This is a genomic window from Saccharothrix sp. DSM 118769, from assembly GCF_052936295.1.
On record NZ_CP193627.1, the window covers coordinates 4800307 to 4813147 of the forward strand.

General features: G+C 72.5%; 13 protein-coding genes and 2 pseudogenes. 4 read left to right on the forward strand and 11 right to left on the reverse strand.

Annotation, left to right across the window (positions count from 1 at the left end; genetic code table 11):
- Positions 1-9: 9 nt before the first annotated feature.
- Positions 10-858, reverse strand: coding sequence for an NAD(P)H-binding protein (locus ACRAKJ_RS20830; RefSeq protein WP_438923272.1), 849 nt, complete (start codon positions 856-858; stop codon positions 10-12).
- 132 nt (positions 859-990) lie between these two features.
- On the opposite strand from ACRAKJ_RS20830, the gene ACRAKJ_RS20835 reads away from it, so the two are divergent.
- Complete coding sequence (locus ACRAKJ_RS20835) at positions 991-1362, forward strand: winged helix-turn-helix transcriptional regulator (protein WP_438923273.1); 372 nt, start codon at positions 991-993, stop codon at positions 1360-1362.
- Here ACRAKJ_RS20835 and ACRAKJ_RS20840 read toward each other — a convergent pair.
- The 4 genes from ACRAKJ_RS20840 to ACRAKJ_RS20855 are packed head-to-tail and all read right to left on the reverse strand — an operon-like array spanning position 1341 to position 5522.
- On the reverse strand, positions 1341-2486 hold the full coding sequence (locus tag ACRAKJ_RS20840) for an FAD-dependent oxidoreductase (protein WP_438923274.1): 1146 nt from the start codon (positions 2484-2486) through the stop codon (positions 1341-1343). The genes ACRAKJ_RS20835 and ACRAKJ_RS20840 overlap by 22 nt on opposite strands.
- Entirely contained in the window at positions 2483-3004 is a 522-nt protein-coding gene (locus ACRAKJ_RS20845) for a TetR family transcriptional regulator (RefSeq protein ID WP_438923275.1), read from the reverse strand. The genes ACRAKJ_RS20840 and ACRAKJ_RS20845 overlap by 4 nt, the downstream gene beginning before the upstream one ends.
- Before the next feature lie 31 nt (positions 3005-3035).
- A complete protein-coding gene (locus tag ACRAKJ_RS20850) occupies positions 3036-4112 on the reverse strand; it encodes a DNA glycosylase AlkZ-like family protein (RefSeq protein WP_438923276.1) in 1077 nt (358 codons plus the stop codon).
- A 60-nt stretch (positions 4113-4172) separates the two neighbouring features.
- Positions 4173-5522, reverse strand: a complete 1350-nt coding sequence (locus tag ACRAKJ_RS20855; RefSeq protein WP_438923277.1) for a DegT/DnrJ/EryC1/StrS family aminotransferase — start codon at positions 5520-5522, stop codon at positions 4173-4175.
- A 74-nt stretch (positions 5523-5596) separates the two neighbouring features.
- Here ACRAKJ_RS20855 and ACRAKJ_RS20860 point away from each other — a divergent pair, with 74 nt between their 5' ends.
- Together ACRAKJ_RS20860 and ACRAKJ_RS20865 are read left to right on the forward strand one after the other, a co-directional pair.
- The gene (locus ACRAKJ_RS20860) at positions 5597-6439 is read left to right on the forward strand and encodes a PucR family transcriptional regulator (protein WP_438923278.1); all 843 of its coding nucleotides are present in this window, start codon (positions 5597-5599) and stop codon (positions 6437-6439) included.
- A 114-nt stretch (positions 6440-6553) separates the two neighbouring features.
- The gene (locus ACRAKJ_RS20865; protein ID WP_438923279.1) at positions 6554-6982 is read left to right on the forward strand and encodes a MarR family transcriptional regulator; all 429 of its coding nucleotides are present in this window, start codon (positions 6554-6556) and stop codon (positions 6980-6982) included.
- Here ACRAKJ_RS20865 and ACRAKJ_RS20870 read toward each other — a convergent pair.
- From ACRAKJ_RS20870 to ACRAKJ_RS20880, 3 genes are all read right to left on the reverse strand, one after another.
- Positions 6973-7449, reverse strand: a complete 477-nt coding sequence (locus tag ACRAKJ_RS20870; protein ID WP_438923280.1) for a winged helix-turn-helix transcriptional regulator — start codon at positions 7447-7449, stop codon at positions 6973-6975. The genes ACRAKJ_RS20865 and ACRAKJ_RS20870 overlap by 10 nt on opposite strands.
- A gap of 160 nt (positions 7450-7609) precedes the next feature.
- Positions 7610-8140, reverse strand: a complete 531-nt coding sequence (locus ACRAKJ_RS20875) for a recombinase family protein (RefSeq protein WP_438923281.1) — start codon at positions 8138-8140, stop codon at positions 7610-7612.
- A 63-nt stretch (positions 8141-8203) separates the two neighbouring features.
- Positions 8204-8794: a TetR family transcriptional regulator gene (locus ACRAKJ_RS20880; protein ID WP_438923282.1), complete on the reverse strand. Its 591-nt coding sequence runs from the start codon at positions 8792-8794 to the stop codon at positions 8204-8206.
- Between the two features lie 156 nt (positions 8795-8950).
- Here ACRAKJ_RS20880 and ACRAKJ_RS20885 point away from each other — a divergent pair, with 156 nt between their 5' ends.
- Positions 8951-9970 carry an aldo/keto reductase gene (locus ACRAKJ_RS20885; RefSeq protein ID WP_438923283.1) on the forward strand — a complete coding sequence of 340 codons (1020 nt, stop codon included), beginning with the start codon at positions 8951-8953 and terminating at the stop codon, positions 9968-9970.
- Between the two features lie 257 nt (positions 9971-10227).
- Here the strand turns inward: ACRAKJ_RS20885 and ACRAKJ_RS20890 are convergent.
- From ACRAKJ_RS20890 to ACRAKJ_RS20900, 3 genes and pseudogenes are all read right to left on the reverse strand, one after another.
- Positions 10228-11511 (reverse strand): annotated as a pseudogene (locus tag ACRAKJ_RS20890) (Tn3 family transposase); the annotation flags it as partial.
- Positions 11512-11699: 188 nt separating this feature from the next.
- Positions 11700-12422: a DUF4158 domain-containing protein gene (locus tag ACRAKJ_RS20895; RefSeq protein WP_438923308.1), complete on the reverse strand. Its 723-nt coding sequence runs from the start codon at positions 12420-12422 to the stop codon at positions 11700-11702.
- An 85-nt stretch (positions 12423-12507) separates the two neighbouring features.
- Positions 12508-12771: pseudogene (locus ACRAKJ_RS20900) on the reverse strand (DUF4158 domain-containing protein); the annotation flags it as partial.
- Between the last annotated feature and the right edge of the window lie 70 nt (positions 12772-12841).

The following is a 12841-nucleotide window of genomic DNA, read 5'->3' on the forward strand; positions in this document are numbered from 1 at the left end:
CCGCCGGGTTCACCGGGTGGGCGCGTCCCCGCGGAACAGGTCGAGGTGGCGGCGCACCCAGTCGGCGAAGGGCCGCGGGTCGCGCCCGAGTACCTCCCGCACGTGCCCGCCGACCCCTCGCTCGGCGGGTGTGGGCTCGCCGAGGATCGCCAGCGTGCCTTCGACCACCGCTTCGGGCATGAACCCCAGCATCAGCTCCCGGGCCTGCTCGCGGGTCTGCTCGACGAACCGCACGGGCACGCCCAGCTCCTCGCCGATGGTCGCGGCGCGCTGCCGGGGCGTGGTGGCCTCCGGTCCGGTCAGCTCGTAGACGCGGCCGTCGTGGCCGCCGCGCAGGGCCGCCGCGGCGACCTCGGCGATGTCGGCCGGGTCCACCACCGGCAGGCCGATGTCGCCGAACGGCGCGGCGACCTCCCGCCCGGCGCGGACCGACCCGGCCCACGCGGCGGCGTTGGACGCGAACCCGCCGGGCCGCAGGACCGTCCACGCCGGGAACGACGTCCGCACGAGGTCCTCGACCGCGCGCAGCGGCGCGTGCGACACCGAGTCGGGCCGCGTGCCGGCGGCCTGCGAGGACAGCAGCACCACCCGCTCCACGCCGCCGGCCTTCGCCACGTCGAGGACCGCCCCGACGTCCAGGTGCGCGCCGGCGCCCGACACCAGCAGGAACAGCGCGTCGGCGCCCGCCGCGGCCGGCCGCAGCGTCTCCGGCCGGGTCAGGTCGGCCACCGCGTGCCGCGCCCCCGCCGGTACGTCCGCGGTGCCGCGCGACACCGCCGTCACCTGCTCGCCGGCCTCGGCCAGTGCCCGCACCAGCGGCCGGCCCACGTTGCCGGTAGCTCCCGTCACCACGATCACGAACCTGCTCCTCGCTGTCGCCCGCACCGCTTCCCACCAGGCGTTCTCGTCCGGTGAGGCGGTGCGGGGGAACGCTAACAGCGCCGGTATAGTAGGTACCTAGGAGATAGTGGCTACCCGAGGGGAAGTAAGGTGATCGATCCCCGGCCGACCGACCCGGTCCTGGCGTGCCCGATCGCGCCGGTGGTGGACATCGTGTTCAGCCGGTGGACCACGCCGATCCTGTGGGCGCTGCACGAGTACGGGCGGCAGCGGTTCGTGGAGCTGCACCGCCGCATACCGGCCGTGACGCCGAAGGTGTTGACCCAGCGGTTGCGCCAGCTCGAACGCGACGGGCTGGTCGTGCGCACCTACCACCCCGAGGTGCCGCCGCGGGTGGAGTACGAGATCAGCGCGCTGGGGCTCAGCCTGGCCCCGCTGTTCGCGCACCTGGCCGAGTGGGCGTCGACGCACCTGGGCGACGTGGAGCGGGCCCGCGAGGACTACGACGCGGCGTCCCGCTGACGCAGGCGGACGGGTTTGCCGACCAGGCCGCCGGCCACGAGGCGGTCGATCCCGGGCAGCGCGGACAGCCTCATCAGCGTGCGGCGCGCCCGCAGCCGCAGCGGCGAGTCGGGTAGGAACCAGCGGGCCGCCGAGCGGGCCACGCGCTGCTTGTCGGCCACCACCGGCCGCCACTCGCGTTCGTAGCCGGCGGGGTCGTCCACGTGCCCGGCCAGCACCCACGCCCCGCCCATGCCCAGGGACGCGCCCTGCCCGGCCAGCAGGGACACCGCGCCGCACGCGTCGCCGAGCAGCGCCACCCGGTCCGCCGTCCAGCTCGGCAGCTCCACCTGCGCGACCTGGTCGTAGTAGACCTCCGGCGGGCAGCGCTCCAGCACCCGTGGCACCACCCAGCCCAGTGACCCGTACACCTCGCGCACGGCGGCGCGCGCGTCCGCGGGCAGCCGGGGCGAGGGGTCGCGGTGCACGGTGAACGCGGCGACCCGCCCGTCGCGCAGCCCGTAGAGGCCGACCTGGCGGCCCGTGGTGTCGGTGACGCAGAACCGGCCGGCGACCAGCGCGTGCACCTCGGGGTCGTCGAAGGTGAAGGCGGCGGTGTGGAAGCCGAGGTGGCGGACGTGCCCGTCGCCGAAGACCAGCCGCCGCACGGAGGAGTGCACGCCGTCCGCGCCGACCAGCAGGTCCCCGGCCACGCGGGTGCCGTCGGCCAGGGTCGCGGCGACCCCGTCCGGGCGTCGGTCGACGCCGGCCACGGCCGCGCCGAAGCGCAGGTCCACACCCGCGGGGAGGTCCTCGCGCAGGGCGCGTTCGAGGTCGGGGCGCAGGATGCTCATCAGGCGGCCGTCCAGGGACCGCGCGAGCCGGTCGAACCCGAGCCCGGCGACGCGGCGTCCGCGCGCGTCGACGTAGGCGGCCTCGGCGACGCGGTAGCCGAGTTCGCGCAGGCGGGGCAGCAGGCCCATGCGCTCGGCGGCGTCGTAGCCGGGGCCGAAGAAGTCGATCAGGTAGCCGGTGGTGCGCGGCGAGGGCGCGCGTTCGAGGACGACGACCTCGTGGCCGTCGGTGGCGAGGCGGTGGGCCAGTGCCAGGCCGGCGATGCCCGCCCCGGCGACGACGACCCTCACCGCAGCACCCGGCCCAGGACGGGCACGACGAGGTCGCGGGTGAGGTCCGGTGTCAGCGCGCGGTGCAGCAGGACGCCGTCCACGGCGGCGGCGAGCACGGCGGCGGTCGCCTCGGGGGTGGGCACGCCGCGTTCGGCCAGCCAGGCGGCGAGCGCGGCGCGGAACTCCGCGAGCACCCCGGCGACCGCCCGCCGCAGGTCGTCGTCGCGGGTCGCGGCGAGCAGGGTCTCGGTGAACAGCTCCTGCGGTCCTTGCTCGTCCAGGGCGGTGAGCAGCGCGGACAGGGCGTCCTGCGGGGTGTCGACCGCGTCGAGGACCCGGGACAGGTCGGTCACGGCGGCGCCGAGGGCCTCGACGGAGGCTTCCACGAGCACCGCGGTGAGGGAGTCGAAGTGGTAGTGCACGACGCCGGGGCCGACACCGGCCCGGTCGGCGAGCACGCGGGTGCTGACCGCGCCCCAGCCCTTCTCGGCGATGAGTTCCCGGGCCGCGCGCAGCAGCCGTTGCCTGACCGTCATTTGGACGATCGTACTGGACGATCGTCCAAATTCACAGGCGGACCTCGCCCGGCACCCCCGCGAACCCCAGCAGCCGCGCCCCCTCCTCGCGCACCTCGTCGCGCCCGGCGCGGGTCAGCGGCCGGAACAGCTCGACGTCCAGGCCGGTCGCGGTGAGCCGCCAGGTGCCGTGCACGAAGCCGTCCACCAGCAGGGTCGGCTTGCCGCCGACGACGATCCCGCGCCGGTAGTCCTCCTCGGAGATCACCCGCGTGCGGTCGTCGTGGCCGAGCAGCAGGTTGTCGAACTCGGGCAGGAACCGCGGCGGCGCGGGCACGTCGGGGTCGGGCAGCGGGGCGTCGGGCAGGTCGTGCAGCACGCGCCCGCGTTCGTCGGCGAACACCCGCAGGTCCATCGCCGCCATGACCGGCTTGAGCCGCGTGACGCCCGCCCACGTCTGGACGTCCTTGACCGAGGCGGGGCCGAACGCGGCCAGGTAGCGGCGCACCAGCTCCTCGACGGTCGCGGGCTCGGGCTCGGGTCGGGCGTCGCGGCCCAGCCAGTGCGCGGCGGTCGTCCAGCTCGCCGGCCCGGAGCGGCCCCACACGGCGCGCGGCGGCACCTGCACGGTCGGGAGCAGCAGCGTCGCCGCGTGCGCGAGGGAGGCGGTGTCGAGGCCGGGCCGGCTCGCGCCCAGCAGTTCGCCCAGCTCGGGCCGGGTGCGGGGTCGTTCGGCCATCGAGGCGGCGGCCTCGGCGGTGAGGGCGTCGACATCCAGCCCGTCGAGCACGGCCCCGAACGCCGAGGAGGCCAGCCGCCGGTGCAGGAACGGCCGGAACAGCGGTTCGAACCGGCCGTGGTCGGTGTCGGTAACCAGGTGGATCGTGGCCCGGTGCAGCGGCGCCCGCACCACCCGCCGTGCGAGCAGCGGCGAGGCGAGGTCGTCGGGGACGAACCCGCGCACCCGCGACCACAGGCCGTAGTAGGGGGAGAACGGCTCCTGCGCCTGCACGCCCACCAGGTGCGCGACGACGTCGACGGCCGACCGGTCGGTCCGGTCGAGCAGGAACTGCCGTTCCAACGTGGCCCGGTTCAGCTCGCGAGTGCTCAGCACGCGTTCCTCGATCACCGGGCCACGCTACCGCCGATCGCGGACAACTCCCGTCCTCGATCGGCGTGGGGCGGCAGGTCAGCCGATGTGGTCCTGCCCGATGAGGTCCTGCCCGGCGCGGGCGTTCACGGTGCGGCGCAGCGCCACGGCGTCGGCGCGCACCCGCCCGGGCGCCTCGCGGTCGATCAGCGCCCGGCGCAGCAGGTCGGCCAGCGCGGGCTGGTCGGCGGGGGTGAAGCCGCGCCGGGTGATCTCCTGGGTGCCGACGCGCAGGCCGCGCAGCCCCTCGTCGATGCGCTGCCACGGCAGGCCGATGCCGGAGAGGTAGACGCCGGCCTCGCCGAGCAGCTCGGCCGCCGCGTCGCCGCCGCCCAGCGGCAGCGCGTCGACCGCCAGGTGGTGGGAGCGGGTGAACACGCCGTCGTGGCGGGCCACGTCGAAACCCCGCTCGAACAGGGCCGCGCCGAGGGCCTGGGCGTTGGCGACGCAGGCGGCGGCGTAGTCGGGCCCGGTCTCGGCCAGTTCGGCGGCGGTGACGGCGAGCGCGGCCAGCCGGCCCGCGTCGTAGTTCGCGAGCATGCCGGGGTAGGCGACGTTCGACACGCGTTCGGCCAGGTCGGGGTCGCGGGTGACGACGCAGCCGCCGGAGGGGCCGCCGAAGGACTTGTAGGTGGAGAACGTCATCAGGTGCGCGCCCTCGTGCAGGGGCCGCTGGAACACCCGGCCGGCGACCAGGCCGGCCACGTGCGAGGCGTCGTAGACGAGGATCGCGCCGACCTCGTCGGCGGCGGCGCGCACGGCGGCCACGTCGTGCGGGAACAGCATGAGGCTCGCGCCGATCACCACGATGCGGGGCCGGTGCACGCGCAGGAACCCGGGCAGCTTCGCGTAGTCGATGTCCAGCTCGTCGGGCAGGTAGGGCAGGTCGACGACGGTGAGGCCGCGGATCGCGGGCACGCCCTGGGCGTGGTGGCTGGCGTGGCCGCCGGCGAACTCGGGCAGCACGGCGATCTTGTCGCCGGCGCGGGCGAACGCGGTGTAGACGGCGAGGTTGGCCAGGGTGGCGCTCTGCAACCGCACCTCGGCGTACTCGCCCTCCACCAGCCGCGCGACGAGCATGGGGGCCAGCACTTCGAGGGTGTCGAGGTGGTCGAGGCCCACCTGGTACTTCTCGCCCGGCCAGCCCATGCTGGGCCGCCCGGACAGGGTCGCGCCGTCGACCGCGGCGGCGGCGGGGCTGAGCACGTTGGTGCCCGCGTAGAGCACGATCCCGTCGTCGTCGACCTGGGCGGCGTGGGCGTCGAGGGCCTTGCGGACGGTGTGGGCGACACCGGCGGCGCTCAGGTCGGCGGAGACGGCGGCTTCGACCTCGGCGAGCCTGCGCTGCGCCCGTGGGGAGGCCCAGGGGGCGATCCTGCTGTTCGTCACGTCCCGGAACGCTAGGGCGTGCGCGGCGGCCGGGGCGACCACCGGGGGTCGGGAGTTGTTCCTACAGTTGTCGGATGCAGGAGCTGCTGGACGAGCTGTCCCGCGAGCTGGGGCGCGGCGTGTCGGTGGACGACGTGACCGGGCGGGTGGTGGCGCACAGCGCGCAGACCGACGACGTGGACCCGGCGCGGGTGCGGTCGATCCTGGCGCGGCGGGTGCCGGCGGACGTGGTGGCGTGGCAGGAGCGGCACGGCATCGCCGCCGCGACGGGCCCGGTGGTGGTGCCGGGGAACCCGGAGCTGGGGTTCGCGCGGCGCGTGGGGTTCCCGCTGCGCCACCGCGGGGTGCTGGTGGGCTACCTGTGGGTGCTGGGGGACGGGGACCTGCCGGCGCTGGCGGACCGGTTGCCCACGCTGGCCGCGCAGGTCCCGGCGGGCGACCGAGCCCCGATCCGGGTGGTGGTCGCCCTGGAGCCGAGGGCGGTGCGCACGGTGGCCGCCTCGGACCCGCTGCCGGAGCTGCCCGGTCACGTCGGGGTGAGCGACCCGCACCCGCCGGACCGCGCGGCGGCGGCCTACCAGCAGGCGTCGGCGGCGGCGGAGCTGGCGCGGCTGGACCCGGCGCTGCCCGCGCGGGCCCGCTGGTCGGACCTGGGCGCCTACCGGCTGCTGCTGGGCGACGCGCCGCAGGACGTGCTGGCCGCGCTGTCGCCGGAGTTCGCGCGCACCCTGGAGGTGTACCTGGACTCGGGGTGCGACGCGCGGGCCACCGCGGCGGCGCTGCACCTGCACCGCACGAGCCTGTACTACCGGTTGGGTCGCATCGCCGAGCTGACCGGCCGCGACCTGTCCGACGGGCGGGCCCGGCTGGAGCTGCACCTGGCGCTGAAGCTGGTGCGGCTGGCGCGGCGCCCGTAGGCCGGCCGGGGACCCGCCCGGGGACCCCGTAGGCCACCCGGGGCCAGGGGGGCGGAACCGCCCGACCGGGCGGCTCCCGCGCGCTACGGTGATCACTCCGACGCGAGGAGTGACGTGCACGACGACCTCGTCTCCCTGCTGTACTTACCGCACCGGGAGCTGGAGAACCGGGTGTTCGCCGCGTTGGCGGAGGCCGGGTTCGACGACGTGACGCCCGCGCAGGCGCGGGTGTTCGGGCTGATCGGCCGCGACGGGTCGCGGCTGACCGAGCTGGCCGAGGCGGCGCAGGTGACCAAGCAGACCGCCGGGTTCCTGGTGGACCGGCTCGAACGCGCCGGGTACGTGGAGCGCACCCCGGACCCGACCGACGCGCGGGCCCGGCTGATCCGGGTCGCGCGCCGGGGTCGGGCGGCGATCCCGGTGGGCCTGGCTGCGGTGGCCGAGGTGGAGCGCGAGTGGACCGCGCACCTGGGCCGGGGGCGGATGGCGGTGCTGCGCGACGCGCTGGCGCGGCTGCGCGAGATCACCGACCCCTACGCGTAGCGGTCGCGGAACGCGCGGCTCGCGGCCGGTCCGGCGGCGAAGACGAACCCGTCGCCGTCGACCCTGCGCCCGGTGGCCGCGTCGACCAGCACCGGTTCGACCTCGCGGCGGGTCCCGGCGTCGACGAGGACCATGCTGCGCTCCTCCGGGGCGAGCCGGGAGTTGCCCCAGGCGGCCAGCGCGACCAGCACGGGCCGCAGCGAGCGGCCGAGGTCGGTCAGCACGTACTCGTGGCGCACGGGTCGTTGCTGGTAGGGCCGCTTCTCCAGCAGGCCGTGGTCGACCAGGGCGCGCAGGCGCGCGGTGAGCATGCTGGTGGAGATGCCCAGGTTCTCCTGGAACTGGTCGAAGCGCGTGTAGCCGTCGAACACGTCGTGCAGGATCAGCAGCGTCCACCACTCGCCGACGTAGCCCAGGGCCGTCGACAGCGGGCACTCCCGGTCCTCCAAGCGCACCTTGCTCCCCACCGCGTCACCTCCGCACCCAGTGGGTGCTAATGTCGAAGTTACTTACTTCTACTCTAGCAGTCACAGGGGGAGCGCGGTGGAACTGGCGGCCAGGCACGCCCTGGTCAGGGGGACCGCCGGGATACGGGAGAAACCTGCCAAGTGGTCGGATAGTGCCTGGTCAGGCGTCGTTGTCGGCGAGGGCGCGGTAGAGCGAGGCGACTGAGGGGTGTCGGCCGGCGTTCTTGCCGGTCTTGATGGTCAGCTTCTTGACGATGTCGGGCATCGGGGTGCCCTTGTCGCGGAGCGCGCGGGCGAAGAGCACGTCGTCTTCATCGATCACTTCGGGGCGGCCGCCGTGGTTGCCGCGTGCGGCGGCGGCTTGCTGGCCTTCGAGGGTTTTCTCGCGGATGTAGTCGCGGTCGAGTTGGGCGGCGACGGCGAGCACGGCGAAGAGCATGGAGCCCATGCCGTGCGGGTCATGGATCCCGGTCAGCAGCCCGGTCAGCAGCTCCAGCTGCACCCCGCCACCCTGAAGTTGGGCGGAGAGGGTCATCAGCTCGGCGGCGTTGCGGGCGAGCCGTTTCATCTCGTGCACAGTGAGGATGACCGGCTGGTCCGGTGCGGCGACCTCCGGTCCCTGCGTCCACTTCTTGCCCGGTCCGCGGTCGGCCGGGACGGGCACGGTGAGTTCGTCGCGCAGCGACGGCACGAGGATGAAGCGGGCGGTGTGGTACCTCGCGGCGGTCTTCCCTGTCATTCGCGGGTGCCACGGTCAGCGCGGTTTGCGTAGTCCTGCGACGAGGAGCTCGACCAGTTGGCGTGCGTCGTAGCGGGGGTCGCTGTCGGCGCCTATGCAGAGGTTTCCGACGCCGCGCATGAGTTGGTAGGCATTGAGGCCGGTGCGGATCTCACCGGAGGCGGCGGCTGCGTCGAGGAGCTGGGTGCACACCGGCAGGAGGCGGTCCAGGAAGTAGGCGTGCAGCGTATCGAAGCCGGCGTTGTCGGTCTGCAACGCGACCGCGAGGCCATGCTTGGTAACCAGGAAGTCGACGAAGAGTTCGACCCACCGTCCGAGGGCGACGTGAGGTGTCGGGCTGGTTTCCAGCAGGGCCGGGCCGGCCTCGGCGCAGGCGTCGACCTGGTGGCGGTAGACGGCGATGATGAGATCCGCCCGGGTCGGGAAATGGCGGTAGATCGTGCCCGTTCCGACGCCGGCCTTAGCCGCGATGTCGCGTACCGGCGCTTCCACGCCTGACGTGACGAAGATCGCGGCGGCCGCGTCGAGCAGAGTTTCCTCGTTACGCCGGGCGTCCGCTCGTTTGGGCCGGGCTGCATGCCCTGTGCCCCGGTCGCTGTCGTTCACCGCACCCTTCCCTCCGCTGCCGAGTTTGCTAAACGGGACAACGTTCCGTATCGTTAAACGGGACATGGTTCCGCTTGCTCATGATGCCAGAGCAGGGGTCGATAACCAAGTCATGCGTTGCCATCACGCTCTATCCGCAATGGAGGAACACGACTCATGCAGTACCGCACCTTGGGCCGCACCGGTGTGCAGGTCAGCTCCCTCGCGCTCGGCGCGATGAACTTCGGCAAGATCGGGCGCACCACCCAGGACGAGGTCACCGCCATCGTCGATGCCGCTCTTGAGGGCGGGATCAACGTCATCGACACTGCCGACGCGTACAGCGGCGGCGAGTCGGAAGAGATGGTCGGCAAGGCCATCGCAGGCCGCCGCGAGGACATCGTGCTGGCCACGAAGGCGGGCCTGCCGATGAGCGACGGGCCCAACCATCAGGGCAGTTCGCGCCGCTGGCTGGTCACCGAGCTGGACAACAGCCTGCGCCGCCTCGGTGTCGACCACGTTGATCTCTACCAGATCCACCGGTGGGACCCGAGCACCGGCGACGAGGAGACCCTGTCGGCGTTGACCGACCTGCAACGCGCGGGAAAGATCCGTTACTTCGGCTCCTCGACGTTCCCCGCATACCGCATCGTGCAGGCCCAGTGGGCCGCCCGTGAGTATCACCTGAGCCGTTACGTCACCGAACAGCCCAGCTACTCGATCCTGCAGCGCGGTATCGAAACCCACGTGCTGCCCGTGACCGAGCAGTACGGGCTCGGTGTGCTGGTGTGGAGCCCGTTGGCTTCGGGCTGGCTGTCGGGCGCGATCCGTGAGGGCCGGGACATCACCACCAGCCGCTCCACGTTCATGCTGCAACGCTTCGACACTGCCATCCCCTCCAACCGGGCCAAGCTCGATGCCGTCGAGCAGCTGGCCAAACTCGCTGACGAGGCCGGCCTGACCATGATCCAGCTCGCGCTCGGATTCGTGACCACGCATCCGGCCGTGACCAGCGCGCTCATCGGTCCCCGCACACTGGACCACCTGCACTCGCAACTCGCCGCCGCTGACACCGTGCTCTCCGCCGACGTGCTCGACGCGATCGACGCGATCGTCGCCCCCGGAACCGACCTGGCCGCGCACGAGAAGAATGACACCCCGCCCGCGCTGCTCGACCCGGCACTGCGGCGCCGCTGACCGCCGGGTCCACCGCGCGAACCCAACGGGTAGTGGCCATCAGGAACCCTTCTTCGAGATGATGCGCTGCCGCGTCCGGCGCAGTGCGGCGGCGGCAGGCGATGCGGCCGGGGTGATGCCACCGGGGACAACGCGCCCGGCACCAGGTCGAGTGTGGTGACCGGCACCGCGTCTGGCGGGGATGGATCCAGCACCCAGTCGCCGAACCGGCGGATGGTGTGGGTGATGTACGGGGATATCGTGGCCAGATCGTCGGTGTCGATCGGGTGCCCGTCGGAGGCCAGCGCGTTCGCCGCGGCGGTGATGTCGCAGGCGTTGGAGTAGATCACGCAGTTGGCGAGCAGCTCGTTGAGCTTGATGATCTTCTCCTGGTAGTCCGGGTCGTTGCGCCCGATCGCCTCACCGCCGAAGCGCAGCCACGCGGAGAACCCGTGGAATGCCTCGGCCTTGTTGGTGATCGCGGTGATCTGCTCCCGCAACTGCGCGTCCGCCAGGAACCGCAGCAGCGTGATCGTGCGGATCACCCGCCCCAGCTCACGGAACGCCCTGTAGAGCCGGTTCTCGCGGGAGTTGTTGCCCAGCCGGCGCAGCAGCGTCACCGACGACAACCTGCCTTCGCTGATCGAGATCGCGGTGCGCAGCAGGTCCGTCCAGTGCGTCTCGATCAGGCCCCAGTCGATCACGTTCTCGCCGAACAGCGAGTCGATGTGCTCGAACCCGGTGTCCGCGCTGGGCCGGTAGAAGTTCAGGTCCGCCCAGTTACGGATGCGCGGGAGAAGGTCAAACCCGAGCAGCGCCGCCAGCCCGAAAACAGGCAGCGACTGGCCCTGGGGGTCGGCGTGGATGGTGTCGGGCTGGATGTCGGAGTCGTTGCGCAGCAACCCTTCGATGATGTAGACGGCCTCGTAGCGGATGTGGGACTCGGCGAGGATGTTGTTCTCCCATGTGTCCACCTGCGTGCCGTCGGCGGCGACCACGCGGCCGTCGCCCCACATGCCGGTGAGGTCGAGCTTCGCGTACTCGTTGATCACGTCGGTGGAGGCGGCGTCGATCTTGGCGGAGGTGGTGTGCTTGTTCGCCGCGATCGACAGCTCATGTGCGCTGACCTGGTCGCGCATGTGTCGCGCCACCTGCGCCGGGCCGAGCAGCGTACCGTTGGCGAACACCGTCAGGACGTAGCGGGCCATCGCGTCGCGGATCTTCGGGTCCGACCCGGACGCCGGCCCGAAGTGCCGGGTCCAGCCGAGCAGGTGTGCGGTGCGGGCCAGGATGTCGAGCAGGCCGCGTTCTGGGAGACGCTGGTGGATCGCGTCTTCCAGCGCGAGCGCGGACGGGCGCCGGTCGGCGCCCTTGCGGCGGCGCAGGACCGGGCGGCCGGCCTCGAAGGATAGGTCGGTGTCGTGCGGGAACCCGGCATCCACCACCGCGGCGATGTCACCCAGCGCCGCCCGGTAGTGCGCCGTGAGCTGCTTCGGGTCCGACGGGATCCCGGCCTGGCCACAGAACTGCTCAGCCAGCGGGACACACTCGTCCCAGGACATCAGCTGCGCGTGCGGGTTGGCATAGGAATCGGCTCCGACCACCGCGATGTGCCCGGAGCGCAGCTCGGAGGAGAGGTAGGAGAACACGCACACCTCCAGGTGGCGGCGCACCAGCTTGCCCGGCCGGTCCTTCACCACCAGGATCTTGCGCCACGCCTCGGTGACGAAGTCGATGTCGATCGCCACTGTCACCGCGTCTTCCCCGCGCCCGACGGTGACCTCCTGCGGAACGTACTCGCCGGTGCGGCCCCGGATCGCGTGCAGGAACTCGACAGCGTCCAGCACGCTGTGATCGGCGCTGGTCGGCTCCAGGTCGAGGGTGTCGAGCAGGGTGAACAACGCCGAGCGGTGGCTCTTGTAGAACTTCTCCAGCAGCGGCAGGTAGTTGTTGCCGTGGTGCGCCGCCACCACCTCATGCGCCGCCGACAACCTCTCCACCCCGCCCGCAGCCGCCAACGTCTTGAGCAACAGCCGCCCGGCCCGCTCGGCCACCGCATCACCCGGGCCTCCCCGGCGAAATGCGCGATCTTCGTCGCTGGGATGCCGTCGAGCCACTGCTCGGTCGCGCCGAGCTCGTCGAGCGCCTGAAGGTGGGCCAGGCGCAGCTTGAACTTCCCCAGCGTCGCGGCCTTTGCTGGCGTCTTAAGCCGGTCGAACTCGCTGCGCCGCGATGTCGGGTCCAGCCACAGCAGCCGCGCGAGCCGTCGTCGGTCCGCCGCGTCCAGCCGGGTCGCGACCAACGCGAACAGCCGCGTGTTCGTCTCGGTGCGGATCGCGGAGACCATCTTGTCCAGCGTGGTGAACCCAGGCAGCTCGCGCCGCGCCCGCACCAGCTCCTCCAACGCGACGTTGATCAGGTCGGCGGGGTTGTCCTTCGTGGTGACCGCCTTGCGGATCGCCTTCTCGGCGATCGCGCGCCTCGGCGGGCTTGTAGACCACGTTCAGCCGGTCACGGACGTAGTCGCGGTGGCGCCACAACGTCCGATCCGACTCGTGCGTCGCCGCGACGTCGTCGGCCAGGCCCAGCGCGGTCCGGACATGATTGATCACCACCACCGGCACGTCGGCCAGCTTCGGGAAGTACCCCAGCCGTTGGTAGCACTTCAGCAGCACCACCAACGCCAGGAAGTTCGACTCGCCCTGACTCCGCCCCCGAGCCCACTCAACCTCGTCGGTGACCGGCGTGAACGCCTCCGTCAGCTCACTGACCGACACCACCCGCTTGAACCGCGGATAGGCGGTGCGATCGATCGAAGCCACTCAACACCAGGCCCAGTCAACGGTCGTAACCCAGTGCACCCTAACCAACATCCGCCGCGCCCAGGCCACA

Coding starts and splice junctions, on each gene's coding strand:
- ACRAKJ_RS20845 (WP_438923275.1), bottom strand. CDS start 3,004: ATGACGGTCAGGCAACGGCTGCTGCGCGCGGCCCGGGAACTCATCGCC.
- ACRAKJ_RS20860 (WP_438923278.1), top strand. CDS start 5,597: ATGCAGGAGCTGCTGGACGAGCTGTCCCGCGAGCTGGGGCGCGGCGTG.
- ACRAKJ_RS20885 (WP_438923283.1), top strand. CDS start 8,951: ATGCAGTACCGCACCTTGGGCCGCACCGGTGTGCAGGTCAGCTCCCTC.